The sequence below is a fragment of the Streptomyces sp. BJ20 genome, from assembly GCF_022869105.1.
Lineage (GTDB): Bacteria > Actinomycetota > Actinomycetes > Streptomycetales > Streptomycetaceae > Streptomyces > Streptomyces griseoincarnatus.
Genome location: NZ_CP094918.1, coordinates 4,142,043 through 4,163,612 on the forward strand (window position 1 = coordinate 4,142,043; position 21,570 = coordinate 4,163,612).

Annotated in this window: 15 protein-coding genes; 7 read left to right on the plus strand and 8 right to left on the minus strand. The window is 70.7% G+C overall.

The annotated features are described in order from the left end of the window. Positions 1-12: 12 nt before the first annotated feature. From MTR79_RS18525 to MTR79_RS18540, 4 genes are all read left to right on the plus strand, one after another. Positions 13-1,572 (plus strand): sugar ABC transporter ATP-binding protein, encoded by a 1,560-nt coding sequence (locus MTR79_RS18525; protein WP_244791359.1) that lies wholly within the window; start codon positions 13-15, stop codon positions 1,570-1,572. Continuing rightward, positions 1,565-2,527 carry an ABC transporter permease gene (locus tag MTR79_RS18530; RefSeq protein ID WP_244791361.1) on the plus strand — a complete coding sequence of 321 codons (963 nt, stop codon included), beginning with the start codon at positions 1,565-1,567 and terminating at the stop codon, positions 2,525-2,527. Before MTR79_RS18525 ends, MTR79_RS18530 begins: the two co-directional genes overlap by 8 nt. Beyond that, complete coding sequence (locus MTR79_RS18535; protein ID WP_244791363.1) at positions 2,524-3,558, plus strand: ABC transporter permease; 1,035 nt, start codon at positions 2,524-2,526, stop codon at positions 3,556-3,558. The genes MTR79_RS18530 and MTR79_RS18535 overlap by 4 nt, the downstream gene beginning before the upstream one ends. Positions 3,559-3,688: 130 nt before the next feature. Then, on the plus strand, positions 3,689-6,046 hold the full coding sequence (locus tag MTR79_RS18540; protein ID WP_244791365.1) for an AbfB domain-containing protein: 2,358 nt from the start codon (positions 3,689-3,691) through the stop codon (positions 6,044-6,046). 68 nt (positions 6,047-6,114) lie between these two features. Here the strand turns inward: MTR79_RS18540 and MTR79_RS18545 are convergent, their stop codons facing one another. The 4 genes from MTR79_RS18545 to MTR79_RS18560 form a co-directional block, all read right to left on the minus strand. Beyond that, positions 6,115-9,387 carry a LamG-like jellyroll fold domain-containing protein gene (locus MTR79_RS18545; protein ID WP_244791367.1) on the minus strand — a complete coding sequence of 1,091 codons (3,273 nt, stop codon included), beginning with the start codon at positions 9,385-9,387 and terminating at the stop codon, positions 6,115-6,117. A gap of 223 nt (positions 9,388-9,610) precedes the next feature. Further along, positions 9,611-10,795, minus strand: a complete 1,185-nt coding sequence (locus MTR79_RS18550; protein WP_244791369.1) for a GDSL-type esterase/lipase family protein — start codon at positions 10,793-10,795, stop codon at positions 9,611-9,613. Positions 10,796-10,846: 51 nt separating this feature from the next. After that, positions 10,847-11,422 (minus strand): TetR-like C-terminal domain-containing protein, encoded by a 576-nt coding sequence (locus tag MTR79_RS18555; protein WP_189364630.1) that lies wholly within the window; start codon positions 11,420-11,422, stop codon positions 10,847-10,849. Between the two features lie 292 nt (positions 11,423-11,714). Beyond that, positions 11,715-12,527 carry a formate/nitrite transporter family protein gene (locus MTR79_RS18560; protein ID WP_189364628.1) on the minus strand — a complete coding sequence of 271 codons (813 nt, stop codon included), beginning with the start codon at positions 12,525-12,527 and terminating at the stop codon, positions 11,715-11,717. A gap of 305 nt (positions 12,528-12,832) precedes the next feature. Between MTR79_RS18560 and MTR79_RS18565 the strand changes: the two genes are divergently transcribed. Beyond that, complete coding sequence (locus MTR79_RS18565; protein WP_048458797.1) at positions 12,833-13,276, plus strand: RidA family protein; 444 nt, start codon at positions 12,833-12,835, stop codon at positions 13,274-13,276. Here MTR79_RS18565 and MTR79_RS18570 read toward each other — a convergent pair. From MTR79_RS18570 to MTR79_RS18580, 3 genes are all read right to left on the minus strand, one after another. Then, a complete protein-coding gene (locus MTR79_RS18570; protein ID WP_189364626.1) occupies positions 13,257-14,048 on the minus strand; it encodes a VOC family protein in 792 nt (263 codons plus the stop codon). The two genes, MTR79_RS18565 and MTR79_RS18570, sit on opposite strands and share 20 nt — an antisense overlap. A 312-nt stretch (positions 14,049-14,360) precedes the next feature. After that, a complete protein-coding gene (locus tag MTR79_RS18575) occupies positions 14,361-15,377 on the minus strand; it encodes a zinc-binding dehydrogenase (RefSeq protein ID WP_244793238.1) in 1,017 nt (338 codons plus the stop codon). A 183-nt stretch (positions 15,378-15,560) separates the two neighbouring features. Further along, positions 15,561-16,025 (minus strand): MarR family winged helix-turn-helix transcriptional regulator, encoded by a 465-nt coding sequence (locus tag MTR79_RS18580; RefSeq protein ID WP_189364622.1) that lies wholly within the window; start codon positions 16,023-16,025, stop codon positions 15,561-15,563. A 425-nt stretch (positions 16,026-16,450) separates the two neighbouring features. Here MTR79_RS18580 and MTR79_RS18585 point away from each other — a divergent pair, with 425 nt between their 5' ends. Both MTR79_RS18585 and MTR79_RS18590 read left to right on the plus strand, forming a co-directional pair. Then, positions 16,451-16,759, plus strand: a complete 309-nt coding sequence (locus MTR79_RS18585) for a GNAT family N-acetyltransferase (RefSeq protein ID WP_189364621.1) — start codon at positions 16,451-16,453, stop codon at positions 16,757-16,759. A 279-nt stretch (positions 16,760-17,038) separates the two neighbouring features. Further along, entirely contained in the window at positions 17,039-18,352 is a 1,314-nt protein-coding gene (locus tag MTR79_RS18590) for a glutaminase (protein WP_244791371.1), read from the plus strand. Between the two features lie 69 nt (positions 18,353-18,421). On the opposite strand, the gene MTR79_RS18595 is transcribed toward MTR79_RS18590, so the two are convergent. Beyond that, positions 18,422-21,433: a family 16 glycoside hydrolase gene (locus MTR79_RS18595; protein WP_244791373.1), complete on the minus strand. Its 3,012-nt coding sequence runs from the start codon at positions 21,431-21,433 to the stop codon at positions 18,422-18,424. Positions 21,434-21,570: the final 137 nt, after the last annotated feature.

Below are 21,570 nucleotides of genomic sequence, written 5' to 3' on the forward strand. Positions count from 1 at the left end.
CTGGAGGCACAGGTGGCTCCCCCCGCCGAAGTCCTCGCCGTCCGCGGACTGAGCAAGACGTTCCCCGGCGTCCGGGCCCTGGACGACGTGGACCTGACCCTGCACGCCGGTGAGGTCCACGCCCTGATCGGCGAGAACGGCGCAGGCAAGTCGACGCTCATCAAACTCCTCACCGGGGTGTACCGGCCCGACGCCGGTGACATCGTTTTCCAGGGCCGTCCGGTCTCCTTCGCCACCCCGTTGGAGGCGCAGAAGGCCGGCATCTCGACGATCTACCAAGAGGTCAACCTCATCCCGCTGTTGAGCGTGGCCCGCAATCTGTTCCTCGGCCGTGAACCGCGGAACCGCTTCGGTCTGCTGGACTTCGCCCGCATGCACCGCGAGGCCGAGGAGACCCTGCGCGGCTACGGCGTCCGTGTCGACGTACGGCGGCCGCTGCGCAGCCTGGGTGTGGGCGCGCAGCAGATGGTCGCGCTGGCCCGGGCCGTGGCGAGCGAGGCGCGGATCGTCATCATGGACGAGCCGACGTCGTCGCTCGAACCGCGGGAGGTCGAGACGCTGTTCTCGGTGATCCGCCGGCTGCGCGACGAGGGCATCGCCGTCGTCTACGTCAGCCACCGCCTGGACGAGCTGTACGCCGTGTGCGACACGGTGACCGTGCTGCGCGACGGCCGGCGCGTCCATCACGGCAGGCTCGCCGACCTGGACCGGCTGTCCCTGGTGTCCACCATGCTGGGCCGCGAGCTGGGCGAGGTGCGGTCGGAGGGGCTGACGAAGTTCACCGGCGACCACCACACCACCGACACCCGGCCGGTTCTGGAGGCCACGGACCTGACGGTCCCGCACCAGTTGCACGGGGTGTCGGTCAGTATCCGGCCCGGCGAGGTGGTCGGGCTCGGCGGGCTGCTCGGGTCCGGGCGCACCGAGACGGCGAAGGCCATCTCCGGGGCGCTGCGCCTGAGTTCGGGCCGGGTGGTGGTGGCCGGGGCGCCCCTGCGCGGGGGTTCCACCCCGGCCGCGATCCGCGCGGGCGTGAGTCTGCTGCCGGAGGACCGCAAGAGCGAGGGCATCGTGCCAGGCCTGTCGGTCCGGGAGAACATCTCCCTGGCCGTCCTCCCCCGCCTCTCCCGCTTCGGGCTGGTGTCCGAGGCGCGCGTCGACTCCCTCGTGAACACGTTCGTCGAGCGGCTGCGCATCAAGGCGTCCTCGCCGCAGCAGAAGGTCGGCGAACTGTCCGGCGGCAACCAGCAGAAGGTGCTGCTCGCCCGCTGGCTGGCGATGAACCCGAAGGTGCTGCTCCTCGACGAGCCCACCCGGGGCATCGACGTCGGCGCCAAGGCCGAGGTGCAGAAGCTCGTGGACGAACTGGCCGCCGACGGCCTGGGCGTCCTGCTCATCTCCTCCGACCTGGAGGAACTGATCGAAGGGTCCGACCGCGTGGTCGTACTGAAGGACGGTGCCGTCGTCGGCGAGCTGACCGGCGCCGAGGTCACCGAGGAAAAGCTGATGCGGACCATCGCCGGCGACGCCCCGGCACGGGACGCGGTCGAGGAGGCGGCCACCGATGGCTGAAGCCGCTCTGAGGACCGTCCCGCTGGACAAGGCCCGCGCCCTGCAGTGGCTCCAGAAGTACGGCGTGTACGCCGGTGTGGCGCTGCTGCTCGTCGTCAACGCCGTCATCACCCCGCACTTCCTGTCCGCGGAGAACTTCCGCACCCAGGCCGTGCAGGTGGCACCCGTCATCATCGTCGCGCTCGGCATGGCCCTGGTCATCGGCACCGAGGGCGTCGACCTGTCGGTGGGCGCCGTGATGGCGCTGGCGGCCTCGGTGACCGCCCTCTACCTGGGCTACGGACTGGTGCCCGCGCTGCTCGTGGTGGCACTGTTCGCCGCCGGCGTGGGGCTCGCGAACGGGGCGCTGGTGGCGCTGGTCGGGGTGCAGCCCATCGTGGCGACACTCGCCCTCATGGTGGGCGGGCGGGGCCTGGCCCTGGTGCTGCTGCCGCAGCTGAAGGACCTGCGCAACCCGCAGCTCGCGTCGCTCGGTTCGGGCGACGTGCTGGGCATCCCGTACCTGATCCTGATCGCGGCCGTGCTGGCGCTGCTGGTGGCCTTCACGGTGCGCCGCACCACCTTCGGACGGCAGCTCCTCGCCATCGGCGACAGCCGTCCCGCGGCTCAGCTCGCCGGCCTTCCGGTACGGCGGGTGCTGATCGTGGTGTACGTGGTGTCCGCGCTGCTCGCCGCCGTGGCGGGCGTGCTCGCCACCGCGCGGCTGCAGGCCAGCGACCCGACGTCGCTGGGCAACCTGATGGAGCTGTCCGCCATCACCGCCGTCGTGGTCGGCGGCACGCCGCTCACCGGCGGCCGGGTCAACATCGCCGGGACGGTGGCGGGCGCGGTCCTCATCCAGCTGCTCACCGCCACTCTCATCAAGCACGATCTGCCGCCGTCGTGGACGCAGATCGCGCAGGCCGTAGTGATCGTGGCCGCGGTCTACGCGGCGCGGGGACGGGGGAAGCGATGACCGTCTCGAAGACGCAGGCACCGGTGAGCGCGGACGGCGGGAAGCCGACGGCGGGCGACGAGCCCGTGGGGTCGGCGCGCTCGGAGCGGCTGAGCGCCCAGGTGCAGCAGCACGGCGCGCTGGCGGTGCTCGTCATCGTCTCGCTGGTGGCGACGTTCAGCTTCGACTCGTTCGCGACCGGCGACAACGTCAGCAACATGGCGACGAGTTCGGCGTTCCTGGCGATCGTCGCGCTCGGCATGACGTTCGTGATCATCACCGGCGGCATCGACCTGTCGGTGGGCTCGCTGTTCGCGCTCGGCGGGGTGCTGGCCGCCTGGGGTTCACGGCACGGGACGCTGGTGGCGCTGCTGCTGCCGCTGGTGGTGTGCGGGGCGGTCGGCGTGGTCAACGGGCTGCTGGTGGCCCGGTCGCGGCTCGCGCCGTTCATCGTCACCCTGGCGGCCATGCTGGGCGCCCGGGGCCTGATGCTGGCGATCACCGACGAGGGCGCGAACACCTACCTCATCGGCAAGGGCTCGTTCCTCGCCGAGCTGGGGCAGGGCAGCACGCTCGGTCTCGGCAACCCGGTGTGGATCATGCTGGCGCTGTTCGTCGCCGGGGCGGTCGTGCTGCGCCGCACCCGGTTCGGACAGCACGTGTACGCGGTCGGCGGCAACGAGGACGCGGCGGCCCTCATGGGCGCCCCCGTGGCCCGCACCAAGATCCTCGTCTACACGCTGTCCGGGGTGCTGGCCGGTCTCGCCGGGGCGCTGAACGCCGCGTGGCTCGCGTCCGGGGTGACCATCCTCGGCAACGGAATGGAGCTCGAGGCGATCTCCGCCGTGGTCATCGGCGGCACCCTGCTCACCGGCGGACTCGGTTACGTCAGCGGGTCGCTGGTCGGGGTGCTGCTGCTGAAGGTGATCCAGAACGTCATCAACCAGATCGGCTCCCTGGACTCGTCCTACCAGCAGGTCGTCAGCGGCGCCTTCCTCGCCGTGGTGGTCGTCGCCCAGACGTGGCTGGGGCGCCGACGGCAGCTGATGTAGACCCCGGACGCGGCGGCGGGCCTCCTGGCTCCCGCTGCCGCGTCCGGTACGGCGGCCGGTCACGCTCCTCGCGCTGCCGGCCGCTCATCGCACGCGCACGTCTCCCACCCCCACTTCCCGAGGAGTGACGATGCGTAGAACACCCGCGCCCGTCCCACCCGCCGTCCGCCCGGGACGGCGGTGGACGGCGACCGTCCTGGCGGTGCTGGCCCTGCTGGCCGGCACCGCCCTCACCGTTCCCGGGGCCGCGACCGCGGCGCCGGCGGCGTGGACGCCGAAGCCCGCGCCGATGACCACGCCGTGGACGAACCAGGTCCCGGTCGACCATCCGCTGCCCGAGTACCCGCGCCCGCAGCTCACCCGCCCCGACTGGGCGAACCTCAACGGCATCTGGGACTTCGCCGTCACCCCGGCGGACGCCGGCCGGCCCGCCGCGTTCCCGGAGCAGATCCGGGTGCCGTTCGTCGCCGAGTCGGCGCTCTCCGGCATCCAGCGACGCGTCACCGAGAACGACAAGCTCTGGTACAAGCGCACCTTCACCGTCCCCGCGAGCTGGGACGGCCGGCGTGTCCAGCTGCACTTCGGCGCGAGCGACTGGCGCACCACCGTCTGGGTCAACGACCGCCAGGCGGGCGCCGTTCACGACGGCGGTTACGACGGGTTCTCGTACGACATCACCGACCTGCTGAACCGGGGCGGCACCAACACGATCGTCGTCTCCGTGTGGGACCCCACGCAGAACGGCAGTCAGGCGGTCGGCAAGCAGCGGCTGAACGACGTCCAGCCGCATCCGGGCGGCGGCATCTTCTACACGGCCGCCTCCGGCATCTGGCAGACGGTGTGGCTGGAGCCCACGGCGGCGGCGCACATCACGCGCCTCGACATGGTGCCGGACCTGACGAACAACCGGCTCAAGGTCACCGTGCGGAGCGCCGGGACGAGCGGGCATCAGGCCCGCGTGACGGTCTCGGCCGGGGGCGCCACGGTCGGCACGGCGACCGGTCCCGTCGGCACGGAGTTCACTGTCCCGGTGCCGAACGCCCGCCGCTGGACGCCCGACGACCCGTTCCTCCACGACGTGCGCGCCGACCTGCTGTCCGGTTCGACGACGGTCGACACGGTCGGCAGCTACACCGGCATGCGCACCGTCGGAATCGCCCGCGTGGACGGCGTGCCGCGGCCCGTGCTGAACGGGCAGTTCGTGTTCCAGACGGGCACCCTGGACCAGGGCTACTGGCCCGACGGCGTCTACACCGCGCCGACCGACGCGGCCCTCCGGTTCGACCTGCAGAAACACAAGGACCTGGGCTTCAACATGGTGCGCAAGCACATCAAGGTGGAGCCGCAGCGCTGGTTCTACTGGGCCGACCGGCTCGGTCTGCTGGTGTGGCAGGACATGCCCTCCATGGAGCGCACGCCCGACGCGGCAGGGCGCGCCCAGTGGGAGGCCGAGTACCGGCGGATCATCGACCAGCACCGCAGCTCCCCGTCACTGGTCATGTGGGTGAACCAGAACGAGGGCTGGGGCCAGTACGACCAGGCACGGATCGCGAACGAGGTGAAGGCGTACGACCCGTCGCGGCTCGTGGACAACATGAGCGGGGTGAACTGCTGCGGCGCCGTCGACAGCGGCAACGGCGACGTCGTCGACCACCATGTCTACGTCGGCCCCGGCACCACCGTGCCCGACGCCGGCCGCGCCGCGGTGCTCGGCGAGTACGGCGGTCTCGGCTTCGAGGTGGCCGGCCACGAGTGGTACCCGGGCGGCGGCTTCAGTTACGAGGACCAGCCGTCCCTCGCCCATCTGAACAACCGGTTCGTCGGACTCCTGGACGGCATTCGCGAGGTGCGTCTCCCGCGGGGTCTGTCCGCGGCCGTCTACACGGAGATCACCGACGTGGAGAACGAGGCGAACGGGCTGCTCACCTACGACCGCCAGGTGGTCAAGGTGGACGAGGCGCGGGTCCGGGCGGCCAACCGGGCGCTGATCGACGCCTCCCGCTCGCCGGCCGCCCCGGTGACGCTGCCCACCGGTCAGTTCCGTTCCCTGCGCGTCACCACACCCGGCTACACGGACCGGTACGTGCGGCACAAGGACGGCGCGGTGTTCACCGAGGTGGTGAACGGCGGCAGCGCGGCGCTGCTGAAGGCCGACGCCACCTGGCGGATCGTCCCCGGCCTGGCGGACGCCTCCTGCTACTCGTTCGAGTCGCGCAACTACCCGGGTGAGTACCTGCGGCACCGCGACTCCCGTGTGTACAAGGAGGGCGGCAGCGGCGACCTGTTCCGCGCGGACGCCACCTTCTGCCCGGTGCGGGGTGCGAACGGCGGGGTGAGGCTGTCCGCGTACAACTTCCCGGGCCAGTATCTGCGTCACTACGGAGCCGAGTTGTGGCTGGCGATCCCCGGCGGGACGCGCGCGTACGACTCTCCGGCCCTGTTCGCCGAGGACACCACGTGGGCGGTGGAGGCGCCCTGGACACCCTGAGCCCCGGATGACGGGAACGCGAGAGGGGGCGGGCGCCGCAGCGTCCGCCCCCCTTCGTCGTGCCGGGGTTACGGCTTCTCCGCCTCGTGGAGGGCGGTCACCTCCTCGGCGGTGAGGGCCTTGTCGTAGGCGTGCACCTCGTCGACGGAGCCGTTCCAGAAGTCGGTGTCGTCACCGTTCCACTTGGCGCGGCCCACCGCGAGGGGGCCGGAGCCGACGTAGTTCGGACCGCCGGTGACGGTGGCCGCCTTCTTGCCGTCGACGTACAAGGAGATCTGGTTGGTGGCGCCGTCGCGCACGCCCACCAGGTGGTACCAGCGGCCGAGTTCGGGCCGCGTCTCCAGACGGGCCCGCTGTCCTGCGGGGGTGCTGAAGGCGAACGCGCCCTGCCCGTACTGGAGGTAGAACGGACTGGCCTGGCGCCGGCCGTCCTGGCTGACCGCCGTGGCGTAGTTGCCGGGCAGCGCGTCGAGGGTCACCCAGGCGGAGACGGTGTAGCTGCCGGTGGTGTCGAGGACCGGGCCGTCCGTCCGGGCGAACTGGGACTGCCCGTCGAACTTCAGCCCGCTGCCGCTGACTCCGGTGGTCCAGGTGGCGCCTTCGGTGAGCGTCAGCGCCTTGCCGTTCGGGCCGTCGTCCTTGGCGGTGGTGCCGGTGCCTTCGTCGAGGGACCAGTGGCCGCCGCCCTTGAGCTGCTCGCGCTGACCGGCGGAGGCGCCCGCCGCGATCACCTTGAGGTTGATCTCCCGCACCGGCTCCGGGTCGACCTTGATCTCCCTGCGGTCGTACGTGTAGAGGCCGTTGAGCTCGTTCTCCAGGTCGGTGATCTGCGTGTACACGGAGCCGGACAGCTCCGCGGCGGCCTGGTCGAGGTAGAACTTCTCCGTGTTCTCCACGTACTTGCGGGTCAGCGCCTCCTTGCTGTCGACGCCGCTGTAGATGACGGTGGGCGGGCCGGGCCACATGTGCCCCGGGGTGCGGAGGGTGAAGCCGCCGTGCTCGCCGTCCATCGCCGCGCGGTGGTCCGGGAAGGGCGGGTCCTCGTTGTTGTAGTCGTGGTGGTCGATGATGTCGCCCGTGCCGGAGTCGCCCTTGCTGTTGCAGCAGTTGACCCCGCTGTGCGCGTTGACGACTCGGGACGGGTCGGCGGCCTTGACGGTCTCGGTGAGCCTGCCGGTCTCCTCCCGGTCCCACTCGCCCCAGCCCTCGTTGAAGACGATCCAGCCGATGACGGAGGGCGAGCTGTGGTGCTGGCGCATCATCTCCCGGCCCTGGTCGACGAACGCCTTCCGGCCGTCGGCGCTGGTCAGGTCGCCGGAGACGAAGTCCTGCCAGACCAGCAGGCCCAGCCGGTCCGCGTGGTAGAACCAGCGCGGCGACTCCACCTTGATGTGCTTCCGGACGGCGTTGAAGCCGAGCTGCTTGTGCGCCTTCAGGTCGAACGCCAGAGCCTCGTCGCTGGGCGCGGTGTAGAGCCCGTCGGGCCAGAAGCCCTGGTCCAGGGTGGCGAGGGAGAAGACGGGCTCGCCGTTGAGGACGAGCTTCTTGTAGCCGCCCACGTCCTCGATGCCGATCTTCCGCATGCCGAAGTAACTGTCGACCGTGTCGGTGGACCGGCCGTCCTTCAGCGTGACGTCGAGGTCGTAGAGGTACGGGTCGTCCGGGCTCCAGAGATGCTGCTTGGCCACGGGCAGCGTCAGTTGCCTGTTGGCAGGGCCGGTCACCCTGCCGACGACCTTGCCGCGGTGGTCGCGGGCCACGGCCTCGACGCGTGCCTTCGCGGACGCGCCGGCGGACTCGACGGTCACCGCGAGGGTCTCGGTGTCGATGTCCGGCGTCGTGACGACGTTGTCGATGGACGTCTCGGCGACGGGTTCCATCCACACGGTCTGCCAGATGCCGGAGGACTGGGTGTACCAGATGCCGCCGGGGCTGGTGGACTGCTTGCCCACCGGCTGGTCGGGACCGCCGGTGTCGGTGACGGCGACGACGATCTCCTGAGGCCCCTTGCTCTTCAGCGCGTCCGTGATGTCGGCGGTGAACGCGTTGTAACCGCCGGTGTGGTCGGCGACCTTCGTGCCGTTGACCCAGACGCGGGCCTCGTAGTCGACGGCGCCGAAGTTCAGCTTGAGCCGGTTCTTTCCGCTCTTGCCGACCTTCCAGTTCTTCGGCACCTCCACGAGCTTGCGGTAGAACATGTGGTCCTCGTGCCGCTCGATCCCGGAGAGCAGCGACTCCGCCGGGAACGGCACGACGATCTTCTCGTTCAGGTCCTTGCCGAAGACGGGCTGCTCCCCCGCCTTCGCTCCGCTGAACTGCCAGGGGCCGTTGAGGTTCTTCCACTGCTTTCGGACCTGCTGGGGGCGCGGGTACTCGGGCAGCGGGTTGTGCTGGTTCACCTTGTCGCCCCACGGGGTGGTGAGGCGGTGGGTGGAGATGTTCTCGGCGTAGCGGGCGATGCGGGGGACGGCCTCGCCGCCGGCGGTGAGGCCGCCCTCGCCGTCGTAGACGACGCGGACCGTCTGGGCCTTCTGGACCGCCTCGGAGAGGGTGACCTGGAGGGAGTTCCGGTCGCCGGGGACGGTCTTCACCGACCTGATCGGCAGTGCGGTGGTGTCGGCCTCGACCTTGAGGTGCTCGGCCACCTGCCCGAGGTCGCCGACCCGGCCGTCGAAGCGGGCGCGCAGGGCGCGGCCGTCGCGGCCGACGGTCAGCTCGACCGGATAGACCTCGAAGTCGGCGGGCGGGGTGAACGCCGTCATCGGCACGAGCTGCTTGGGCAGCGTCGGCGTGGACCAGCGCAGGTACATGTTCGACCCGCCGAGGTCCTGGAACATCTCCAGACGGAAGTCGTACGTCTTGCCCGCGGTGAGCTTCACCGGGGCGCTGGTCTGCTCCCGGTCCCAGTCGGGCTCCCAGTGGTCGATGACCGGCTCGCCGTCGATGTAGAGGCGGAAGCCGTTGTCGCCGATGGCGTGGAAGGTGTAGTCGTCCGTCTCCGGGACCTCGATCTGGCCGGTCCAGCGGGCGGTGGTGTGCTCCGTCCGGCCGGTCAGCTCCTCGAAGGTGCTGGTGAGACCGGCGAAGTTGATCTGCGGCTCGAGCTGGGCGCCGCCGAGTTCGGCGAAGTCACGGGCGCCCGGCGCGGACATGCGGAAGTACTCGCCCTTCAGCCCGTGAACCTGCACGTCGGCGTCCGCGGCCCGGGCGGGGGCTCCGTCTGCCGCGGCCGGTGCGGCGGCCGTCGCGGCGGGCGCCAGGGCGCCCGTGGACAGGGCGAGTGCCGTCACGGTCAGCACGGCCCACCATCGGGATCTCGAGCGGGGGTGTTGTCTGGTCATCGAACCTTTCCTCGCGCTGGGTGCATGGGGCCCCGGCGGAACGAGGGCGGCCGTCGTCGGTTCCGCCGGGGAGTTCTTCCAACGTTGGAAATCCGGTGTGCAGCGGAATGACAACACGCGGTGGGGCGGCTGTCCAGGCTTTGCGCAGAGGTGACTGTGCGTCAACGGAGGTTCGGCGTACGGGTGGTGGCAGCCCCCGGGCAAGGGGCGGCCACCGTTCCGGTCAGTTGCCGGAGCCGAAAGGACCGTCGGCCGCGAAGGCGTGGGCGGCGAACCGCTCGCCGATGAGCCGGTGGGCGGCCGCGTCCGGGTGCAGCCCGTCGGGCAGCGGGAGTTCGGCGTGGTCGGCCTCCCCGTACAGGGCGCGCCCGTCGAGGTAGGCCAGGTTCGGGTCCTCCTTCGCCCGCGCCTGCACCACCCGCTCCAGTTCCTCGCGTACGGCGTTCAGCGTGAGCTTGCCCTCGGCGCGCTCCTCCGGGTCGCCGGAGGCGATGAACCCCAGCTTCCCCTCGGCGAGCCGGCTGAAGTCGAAGGCCGTGGGGCCCGGCGTGTCCTCGTGCATGGGGCACAGGATCGGTGAGACGACCAGCAGCGGCGTGTCGGGGTGGCCGTCGCGGATGGTGTCGAGGAAGCCGTGCAGGGCGGGGCCGAGCGCGCGCAGCCGCATCAGGTCGGCATTGACGAGGTTGATGCCGATCTTGAGGCTGATCAGGTCGGCCGGCGCGTCGCGCATGGTGCGGGCGACGAACGGGTCCAGCAGGGCGCTGCCGCCGAAGCCGAGGTTCACCAGGTCCACGTCACCCGCAGCGGCGGCGAGCGCGGGCCAGATGGTGGTCGGGCTCGCGGCGTCGGAGCCGTGGCTGATGGAGCTCCCGTGGTGCAGCCAGGTGCGGCGGCCGGAGGCGGGCGCGGGCTCGACCGGGGCGTCCGTGCGCAGCGCGACGAGCGCGGTGATCTCGTTGTACGGCAGCCAGATCTCCACGGTCTTGTCGGTGCCGGGCAGCCCGTCGAAGCGGACGGCGCCCGCCGGTCCGGAGCTCATCTCGGCGCTGCCGGTCGACATGTCGATGGTGACGGTGTTTCCGCCGGTCGCGGACGCCTGCCCGGCGGGCCGCCCGTCGACGAGCAGGTCGTACAGGCCCTCGGGGCGGGGCGGGGCGCCGGCGTAGACGCGCTTGGTGGGGACGGTCTCCAGTTCGACGACGGTGGCGGAGGTGCGGAGGACCAGGCGGACGCCGGAGGGCTGGGACTCCGCCATGGCGAGCTGTCCGTCGGCGCACTGGGCGCGCGCCCAGGCGGGCAGGCGGTGCGGCAGCAGCCCGTCGGGGGCCTCCTCCAGTTCGAGGGCGCCGCGTACGAACTCGGGGGTGACGGGGGTGGTCAGGGTGGCGTGCGATGCGGAGGGCATGTCCGGGTCCGTCTCTCGGGGATGTGGGTGGACGTGGGGCGCGTCGGCGGTTCAGGAGGCCGGTGGCCAGGTGCGCAGGAGGGCGTCCAGCGCGTCGAGGACGCGGGACCAGGTCTCCTCCGTGTCGGGGGCGCTGTGGCTGAAGCCGCCGCCCATCTCGATGCTGACGTAGCCGTGGAAGACGCTGCCGAGCAGGCGGACGGCGTGGGTCTGGTCCGGCTCGTCGAGGTGGTAGCCGCGCAGGAGGGCGCGGGTCATCTTCGCGTGCCGTACGCCGGCGCTGGCCGCGGCCGTCTCGGGGTCGAGCCGGAACTGCGCGGCCGCGTACCGGCCCGGGTGCTCGCGCGCGTAGTCGCGGTAGACGTTCGCCAGGGCTACGAGGGCGTCCTTGCCCGCCCGTCCGGCCAGTGCGTCGGCTGCGCGGTCGGCGAGTTCCTCCAGGGCCAGGAGGGCGATGCGGGTCTTGAGGTCGTGCGAGTTCTTCACATGGGAGTAGAGGCTCGCCACCTTGACGTCGAAGCGCCGGGCGAGCTCCGAGACGGTCACCTGGTCGAAGCCCACCTCGTCGGCGAGGGTCGCGCCCGCTTGGGTCAGGCGCTCGGTGGTGAGTCCTACGCGCGGTGCCATCGTCGTCCTTTCATTCAGCTACAACGAGTATGCCTGCGCCTAAATCTTTTAGGCAAGAGGCATGGGGGTGTAGCTGCTCACACGGCGAGTGCGGGTCGTCGGGGCCGGTCGCGCAGTTCCCCGCGCCCCTGGGGCGTCCAGCTGTCGGTGTTTCGGACACCCGATGCCGCTTGGGCGGGCCCGGCGTTCAAGGACTCGTACCCCGGCCGCTGCGTGCCGCACGAAGTCCGGGGTTTCAGATCTTCACCCCGTGGCCGCTGCGGGAGCGGCGCCTCACGCGGCCCTTCCCGGCTCAGGTGTCCGCGGCTCCCGTCGCGGGCGCGTCCTCGCGCAGGACCGGCGCGCTGCGAACGAGGCGCGGGGCCGTGGTCAGCAGGACGCCCCCGACGACGTTGCCGAGGACGGCCCAGGCCAGCCAGACCAGCCAGTCGGCGTACCCGTAGGCGGTGTCCCCGGCGTGCAGGCCGGCGAAAGCGATCATGGAGTCCAGGACCGAGTGCCACAGCCCGAGTCCGGCCAGGACGAACGCGGCGGACACCGACGCGACGATCTTCCCGGTCATGGACTCGGTGCCGTGGTGCATCCTCGTCATCAGGGTGATGACGCCGCCGCCCAGCACGGTGAGGCAGAAGGTGCCCAGGGTGTACCCGCCGTCGACGAACCGCGCGCCGGACTCGGCGGCCGTGGCGTGCAGCTCGGGGAATGCCCGCATCACGATCCACATGAACGCCCATCCGCCGACGAGGTTCATCACCAGCACCGTGACCCACAGCCGCAGCAGGTCGAGCCAGGTGGCCGCCCCGGCGATCACGGTGCTGACGGGTACGAGGAAGCCCTCGGTGAACAGTTCGCTGTGACCGAGCAGCAGGGCGATCAGCCCCACGGAGAAGGCCAGCCCGGCCAGGAGGTCGCTGCCGGTCTCGTGCTTGACGAACAGCAGCGTCATGACGCCGACGCTCACGTCGATGCCGCCCAGCAGTGCGGTGGCCACCAGTGACGCCCAGGTGCGGTGCAGACGGGGACGGCCCTCGGCGACGATCCGTTCGGCGGCCTCGGCGACACGGTGCTCCCCGGGGCCTTCCATGATCTGGTCGTCAGGCTCCATGGCGGTGCTCCGCGGCCGGGCCCGGAATCAGTCGTCGAGCAGGACGGTCGGGGTGCCGGGGAACAGCCGCGTGAGTTCCAGGCCGGGCCCGGCCTCTGTGGCGAGGACGAGCCGGCGCAGTGGCTGAGGGGCCGGATCGGTGACCGTGGTCCCGCCCCGGCAGGGGGCAGCCGACGATGGCGGGGGCCGGCTGCCCGGGGAGGGGGCGACGCCGAGAACCCACGGGTCGGCTCCTCCATGACGCCGACCAGTCCCGTGTTCCCCCGTCATGGCACGGGGAGTTGGCGACGGCATACGATGCCACCATGATCCACCCTTCGGATGATCTACCGCGGCGGGCGATTCTCAGCGGCTCCGAGTTCGAGGAGCGGATCGGCTACGCCCGTGCCGTGGTCGACGGCGACCGGGTGCACGTGTCCGGGACCACGGGCTTCGACTACACGGCCATGACGATCTCCGACGACGTCGTGGAGCAGGCCGAGCAGTGCCTGCGCAACATCGGCGCCGCGCTGACGGAGGCCGGCTGCACCTTCGCCGACGTGGTCCGGGTGCGCTACCTGCTGCCCGACCGGGCGGACTTCGAGCCCTGCTGGCCCGTGCTGCGCCGGTGTTTCGGGGAGGTGCGGCCGGCCGCGACGATGATGGTCTGCGGTCTCGCCGATCCCCGGATGAGGATCGAGATCGAGGTGGACGCCCGGCGCCCGGCCACCGCCGAAGCCGCCCGCCCCGTCAGCCCTCCGCCGGGGTGAGCAGCACGAAGTCGGCCTTGAACGGGTCCAGGCACAGGGCCATCCGGCCGACACCCTCGGCGTCCACGGGGCCCATTTGCACCGTGCCGCCGTTCTCGTTCACCTGGGCGACGGCCGCGTCGCAGTCGGGGACCGCGAAGACCGGGTGCCAGTAGGGGCGCCCGCCGGCCAGGGACAGGGCGTCCTCGCCGACCTCCATCATTCCGCCGTGCATGCGCTCCTCGGGCTGGCCGGCCGGGGTGATCAGCGTGTACGTGCCCTCCTCGCCCGGCATCGGCATGTCGCTGAACTGCCAGCCGAAGACGTCACCGTAGAACCGCCGTGCCCCGGCCACGTCGCTGGTGTACAGCTCGGTCCAGCACAGCGAGCCGGGCGCGTCGACCAGGTCGACGCCCTTGCTCTCGCCCGGCTGCCACACGGCGAACTGGCCACCCAGCGGGTCGCTGTACTGGGCCATCCTGCCCCACTGCTCGATGTCCATCGGCGCCACGCGGACGGTGCCGCCGCCCGCCTCGACTGCCCGGGTGGCGGCGTCCGCGTCGGCGACCGTGTAGTAGATCATCCAGGCCGGCCGGGCGCCCTGCTCGGTGAGCTTGCCGAGGCCGGCGACCATCTTGCCGTCCTTGCGGAACATGCCGCCCTCGACCTCCTCGCCCATCGGCTCGTAGTCCCAGCCGAGGACCGCGCCGTAGAAGGACGCGGCGGCCGGGACGTCGGGGACACCGACGTCGAGCATGCAGGGCGAGCCGTGGACGAAATCAGTGGTGATCACCGCGAGGTCCTTTCGGAGACTCCGTTCGGTCCCAGCGTGCCACCGGGCCGCCCGGCGCGCCCTTCGGCTTCGCCGTCCGGGCGTCCCGGACGGCGAAGCGTCTCGTACGGGGCCCTACGTCTTCCCGCAGCGACCTGATGCGGGCACTCGTCCGGGAGCAGTTCCACGAAGGTTCGCCCCGCGGGGATCCTGATGCGGTCCCGCAGGGCGAACGTACGCGCCGCACACGGTTCCGGCCTGAGTGTGCAGCCGGGCAGGGCGGACGCGGCGGGCATCGTCACGCGGGTGCGAGACGACGCCCGCAGGGAACCGCTATTCCTTGCCACCCGAGGACTCCGTCCCGTGCGTCGACTGGTCCAGGGGGTGCACGGCGATGGCGATCTTGCCGCGCGGGCGGCTGCGGCCCTCGCCGATGGAGCCGCCTTCCAGCAGCACGTGTGCCTTCGTCACGTCGGCCAGCGGCAGCACGGCACCGATCACCGGTCGGAGCCGCCCCTGGTCGACGAGTCGGCCGAGGGCTTCGAGCTTCGCCCGGCCGGGACTGACGAAGACGAAATGGTAGGTCGCGTTGACGCCCCATGCGGCGAGCAGGTTCTGGGGTTCGGGGGTGTCCACGATGGACACGACGCGGCCTCGGTCGGCGAGGACCTCCGGGCTGCGACTGAGGGTGTCCCGGCCCACGGTGTCCAGGACGACGTGCGCCCCGCCCAGCGCGCGGATCTGCGGCACGTAGTCACCCGCCGAGAAGTCGATCGCGGTGTCCGCCCCGAGTTCGGTGACGAACTCGTGATCCCTGGTCCGCGCGGTGGTGATCACCTCGGCTTCGAGCGCACTGGCGATCTGGACGGCGACCGAGCCGACCCCGCCCGCTCCGCCGTGCACCAGGACCCGCTCCCCGGGCCGCACCCCGGCACGTTCGACCAGCGCTTCCCACACCGTCATGCCGACGAGTACGAGTCCGGCGGCCTCGACGTGCGACAGGCCGGCGGGCTTGCGGGCGACCAGCGCCTGGTCGACCACGTGGAACTCGGCATAGGTGCCCTGCCCGGCGAACATCGGTGCCAGGTACCAGACCTCGTCACCCGGCTGGAAGTCGTCCGCCCCGGGGCCGGTCTCGACCACCACGCCGGACACGTCGTTGCCGATCACCGCGGGCAACGCGACCTGGTCGCGGTAGTCGCCGCGCCGGGTCTGCAGGTCGAGGGGGTTCACGGACGTGGCCATCACCCGCACCAGCACCTGACCCGGTCCCGGAGCAGGTCGCGGCAGCTCCCGCGCCGCGAACGCGACCTCCGGATCACCGAAACGGACAAGTTCCACTACTCGCATCGAAGAGGACATGCAACCACCGTAAATCGACCGCACTGGACGCCCCACGGCCTATTGGGCTCCCTTGCAGGATTGACCAGGTCGGCCTAGAGGCCGGCGATCAGGGTGTCGACGAGGAAACGGAAAGGGGGCGGTTCCGTACGACTGCGACGTCATGCAAGCCAACCCGCCGCCCCGGACCGGTCAGTCGGGCTGCTTCTCGAGGTGCTCGAGAACACGGGCCGAGATCCTGGCCATGACGGCAAGGTCGTCCTTCGACAGGGCATCGATGAACAATCGGCGGACGTGCTCGACGTGCAGGGGCGCGGCGTCTTCGATCGCCCGGTGGCCGGCCGGGGTGGCGACGACGAAGGCTCCGCGCCCGTCGTCGGGGCACTCCTCCTTGGTCACCAGCCCGCGCTTCGTCATCCGTCCGACCTGGTGGGACATGCGGCTTTTCTCCCACTCGACCAGCTTGGTCAGGTCCATGAAACGCATCCGACCGCCGGCCTCGGTGAGCTTGGCCAGCACGATGTAATCGGCGGCGGACATACGGGAGTCGGCCTGGACCTTACGGGCAAGACGCCCGATGAGCTTCTCCTGCATCCGGATGAAACCGTCCCAGGCCGCCTGCTGCTCCTGGGTCAGCCAGCGCGGCGATACGTTCATGGAACGAGCGTAACGAGGTCTGCGGCCCCATCGGCGAGGGTCGCAGCCGCCCTCGCGGCAAGATCGCCATCGCTGTACACCAGTGATCGAGGATTATCGCTCACCGCACCCCTCCCCCACACCGCCTCTGGATCGACCGGCCGCAGAGCGACAGCAGAGGGAGGCCGTGATGCCTGGTCAGGTGAGCGCGGTGACCCCAACGAGGAGCACTCGTTCGGCGAGCCCACCCGCATGCCTTCAGACTGCCCACCGGGCTCGGAGTGGAAGGCGAGGAGCCCTCGACTCGCTCATCGAAGGGCCTCGCCTCCCAGGGGTGGATGGGGCGGCGTCGCAAAAGTTGATGCATCAACCGGACACGGTTAAGGTGAGATCCGGCCCACGGAAAGCCGTCGAGCCGAGTGACAGCAGGCCTACATGGAGGGCACATGACAGTCGAGGTCAGCGACGTCCCCGAGGCGAAGCGCTACGAGGCCCGCGTCGACGGGGAGTCCGAGCCCGCGGGCATCGCGCAGTACATCCGTACGACGGAACTCATCGCGTTCGTGCACACCGAGGTCGAGCCGCAGTACGAGGGCCGGGGCATCGGGTCCGCGCTGGCCCGCACCGCCCTGGACGAGGCACGCGCCGCGCGACTGCGGGTGCTCGCCACCTGCCCCTTCTTCGCGGGCTGGATCGACCGGCACCCCGAGTACCAGGACCTGCTGTACCAGTCCCGAAGCAAGGTCAGTGACTGAGAAGGACATACCGGCATCGACGTCGACCAGGTCGGCCCCTGCCGACCCCACCGCATCGATCGCCAAGCCGGCCTCGGTACCGAACCGCTCACCCACGGCGAGGACTTGATCCACCGCGTCCGAGCGCTCTCCTCTCATGCCGACAGCCGCCGTCACCGGGCGTACTGCGTGGATTCGCTCCCCCTCGTCTTCCTGCGGCAGGACATCGGCATGTCGCTTCCCGCGCGGAGTGAATCGCATCTCCAATGAAGCGATCGACCGACCGACGAAGGAGGACGCATGAGATCCATGATTCCCGACTACCTGGCCGAGGCACTGGGGGAGGTGGCCGCGGATACGACCGGCGAGACTGCCGGTTACATCCCTGAGCTGGCGACAGCGGACCCCGAGCGACTCGGGGCCGCCTTCGCCATGGTGGACGGTGAGGTCTACGGCGCCGGTGACATCGACACCGCGTTCACGATCCAGTCGATCTCCAAACCGTTCGTGTATGCGCTCGCCCTGTCGGACCGGGGATTCGACCAGGTGCTTGCGAAAGTCGGAGTCGAGCCGTCCGGGGAGGCGTTCAATGAGATCTCCCTTGAAAGCGGCACCGGGCGCCCTCTCAACCCCATGATCAACGCGGGCGCGATCACCACTCACTCGCTGGCCGGCCCGGAGGGCCTCCAGCCGACTCAGCGCGTCGAACGGATCACCGACGGCCTCTCGGCCTTCGCGGGGCGCCGGCTGAAGATGGACGAGTCGGTACATGCCTCGGAGATGGAGCACGCGCACCGCAACCTCGCCATCGCTCACATGCTCGGCAGTCACGGCGTCCTGACCGGCGATGTGCAGGCCGTTGTCGACGGCTACATCCGCCAGTGCTCCCTGCTCGTCACTGCGCGCGATCTGGCCGTCATGGCCGCGACCTTGGCGAACCGCGGGGTGAATCCGCTCTCGGGCGAGCGGGTGGTGCCGGAGCCAGTGGTACGTCAGGTACTGAGCGTCATGTTCAGCTGTGGAATGTACGACGCGGCAGGTGACTGGGCGACCCAGGTCGGCATCCCGGCCAAGAGCGGGGTGGCCGGAGGCCTTATCGGCGCACTTCCCGGACAGATCGGCATCGCCACGTTCTCACCACGACTGGACAGCCACGGGAACAGCGTTCGCGGGGTGTCCCTCTTCGAACGCTTCTCCTCGGACATGGGTCTGCATGTGATGGAGGTGCCCGCCGCCGCCCGCGCGGCCCTGCGCACCCATCACGTCGTCGGCAGCGGACCCAGCGCCCTGCGGGTCCTTCAGCTGCAGGGTGGACTGGGATTCGCCGGAGCGGAGAAGGTCGTTCGGGAGGTGGTGGGCGCCGCCCACCTGGAGGTCAGGGTGGCCCTGGACCTCACACGGGTGCACTCGATGGACGACGTCGCGCGACGCGTGCTCCTGGAGGTTGTACGCCGGCTGACGCTCGACGGCCACGAGGTCTACCTCGTCGACCCTGAAGAGGTCATGCCCGACCCCGATCCCGGCGACGGCGGCCGGGTCACGGTCGTGACCCACCTTGACCAGGCCGTGAACGCGCAGGACACGAGCGCTGCCCTCAGGAGCCGTCCCCAATAGGACACCGCCCCGTGGTGTGGCCGGGTTCCCGTGCCCCCGGCCACACCCGTGCTCCTCATCCGGGCGGCGTCAACTCAGCGGCTCGATGCGGATGTTGCGATAGCGCACCGCGTTGCCGTGATCCTGGAGACGGACGGCCGCGGCAGCCGGGCCCTCGGGCGCGCCGCCGCCCGTGGGTCCGTCCACGGCCACGTCGTCGTGGACCTTCCTGCCGTTCCACACCACCGTGATCCGCGCGTCGGACGTCTTGTTGCCCTCGGCGTCGTAGCGCGCGGCGCGGAAGACGATGTCGTACGACTGCCAGGTCTCCGGCGGCCGGGCGGCGTTCACGTCGGGTGCCTTCTTCTGGTAGATCGCGCCCGCCTCGTCGGTGGCGAGGGTGGTGTCGCCGTAGGAGTCCAGGATCTGCACCTCGTAGCGGTCCTGGAGGTAGACGCCGCTGTTGGCGCGGTCCTGGCCGGTGACGTCCGGGGGCAGGTTCGGCAGCCGGTACTCGACGTGCAGCCGGAAGTCGTCGTAGCTGTCCTTGGTGCGGATGTCACCGCAGCAGACCTCCGCCGCCCCGCCGTCGAGCGGCCACTCCACAGGGCGTCCGTCGGTGTGCTGCCAGCGGTCGAGGTTGCGGCCGTCGAACAGGGTGACCGGGGCTCCGTGCCGGTCGACGGTGACGAGGTCCAGGTTGACGTGCCCGGTGTCGCCCTCGTCGACCCGGTAGGCGACGGTGTTGTGCCCGGCGCGCAGCCGTACCGTCTCCCGCTGCGTGGACCAGGTGTCCCAGTCGCCGGTGCTGCGCAGCTCGGTCTGCTTGATCTTGCGTCCGTTGACGTACAGGGAGACGGACTTGGTGCCCTGGAAGGGGTTCGGGCCGTTGGAGTAGCGCAGGCCCACGTCGTAGGAGCCGGCGCGGTCCACCGTGACGTCGAAGGTGGTGGCGGCTCCCTGGGTGCCGTACCGGTCGACGAATCCGCTGCCGGAGTAGCCGCGGTGGTCGGTGTTGATGCCGGCCGCCCCCGTGAGGGTGGCCTCCTCCGCCTCGTAGACCGGGCCGGGTGCGGGCTCGGCGCCGGGGAGGGCGTTGAGGGTGTACCAGGCCTCGGTGCTCCACAGGGTCTCGCCGGACGCGGAGCTGAAGGGGCGCGGGGAACGCAGATGCACCACGCGGCCGGGCTTGAGGCCGTCGATCGCCAGGGTGACCTTCCTGCGGTCGGCGGACAGCTTCGCGGAGGTCACCTCCAGGGTCTCCTCGGCGATCTTGGGGCCGCCGTAGTCGCGGGTCGGGGTGTAGCGCCACTGCTCGGCCCGGTAGTGGCTCACCAGGTCCTCGGCGGTCTCCGGCGACAGGGGCTGGGTGTACTCCAGCTCGAAGCCGCCCCTGCGTGCCCGCATGGCCTGGATGTCGAAGGTGTTGCCGCCGTTGGGCGTCAGCTTCTGCAGGCCGAACCTGAGCTTGCCCTCCTGGCCCCAGTTGCCGTCGGCGCCCAGACCTCCCACGTAGATCGCGCCGTCGGGGCCCATGCTGATGCGGTTCACGCCCGCTTCGAGTCCCTGGGTGAAGCGGAACACCGCGCCCTGGTACTGGCCCTTGACCTTCTCCAGGTAGGCGCGCTGGAGCCCGCCGTAGGTGACGTCGCCGAACAGCATCTGTCCCTTGAAGCGTCCCTTGGTCAAGTACAGGGGGGTGCTGGGCGAGTTGGCGATCTCGTTCTGCGGCAGCCACAGCACCGGCCGGGTCACCGGCTGCTCGTCGAAGGGGCCGGCGGGGTTGGTGTAGTGGTTGAAGAAGCGGCCCTGCTCGATCTGGACCAGCTTGGACGCGGGCAGCCAGCCGCCCTGGTTGTCGGTGACGAACATGCCGCCCCCGGGCCCCCAGCCGATGCCGTTGGGCGTGCGCAGCCCTCCGGCCAGGTAACTGACCTTCCCCGTCTTCTTGTTCACCTTGACGGTGACGCCCCGGCCGGGGGCGGGCTGCGGGTCGGTGGTGGCGCCGCCGTAGTCGATGGCGACGGACAGGTTCAGGTAGAAGTGGCCCTTGTCGTAGAGGAGTCCGAAGGCGAACTCGTGGAAGTTGCCGCCGTACGGCCAGGTGGCGACGGTCCGGGACCGGTCGAGGGAGCCGTCGCCGTCGCTGTCGCGCAGCTCGGTCAGCTCGTGCTTCTGCGAGACGTAGACGGCGCCGTCAACGACCTTGAGACCCATCGGCTCCTTCAGCCCGCCGGCGATCTTCGTGGCCGTCACCTTGCCGGGCCCGGTGGAGCCGGTGGCGTGGTCGAGGGCGTAGATCTCACCGGCCGTGTTGTCGGTGCCGCCCCAGGTGCTCACCAGCAGCCGGCCGTCGGGCAGCCAGTCCATGCCCGTGACCTGCGGTTCGAAGCCCTCGGGGCGCAGGTCGGTGAGTGTGTGGTCGGGACGTACGGCGTTCAGCGGCAGGCCGTCGCCGGGCGAGTCGGTGATGCCCTCGCACTCCTTGCGGCCCGGCGCGGTCACCCGGACCACACCGGCGTCGGTGGTCAGCGCCTCGTTCGGCACGGTCGTGAAGGCGTCGGCGCCCGGCGGCCGCCAGGCCAGGGTGATCTGCTGGCCGCCGCCGCGCTCGAAGTGGTCGATGCGCAACGCGTGCATGCCCTCGGCGAGTTCGACGGTGCCGTCCTTGGGCTCGGCGCCGTGCAGCCCGTCGTGGTCGATCACCACCTGGTCGTCGATCAGCAGCCGTGAGCCGTCGTCGCTGGTCAGCCGAAAGGTGTACGCACCGGCGGCCGGCACGTGGACGTTCCCGGTGACCTGGCTGACGAAGTTGTCAGCGAACCCGCCGAAGTCGTCGGTCGACCGGAAGTCGACGACCGGGGCCAGCCGGTCGACGTTGGGGGTCTGGCCGGGCTTGAGGGTGCAGATCTTCTCGAGCGGGACCTGCACGTCGAACACGCGGAGCGTGACGCCCGGTTCCTGGGGCGGCACGTCGGCCCGCGCGGCGGCGCCCGGCCGGGCCGAGGCCAGGGGCGACCCCCATACGCCGCCCGCCAGGAAGGCGCCGACGAGCAGGCCGGTGAGTGATCTTCGGACATGCCGGTACAGCCGTGCGTCCATGCTTCTGCCTCCTGCTGGGTCGACCGGAGGGCCGGACAACTCCGGTGCGGATGACGCGTTTTCGCGAGTACGCCAACGGTTGCGCCGACACGCTAGGAGACTTCCGCTCAACTCGTCCATACTTTGTACTCGACGAG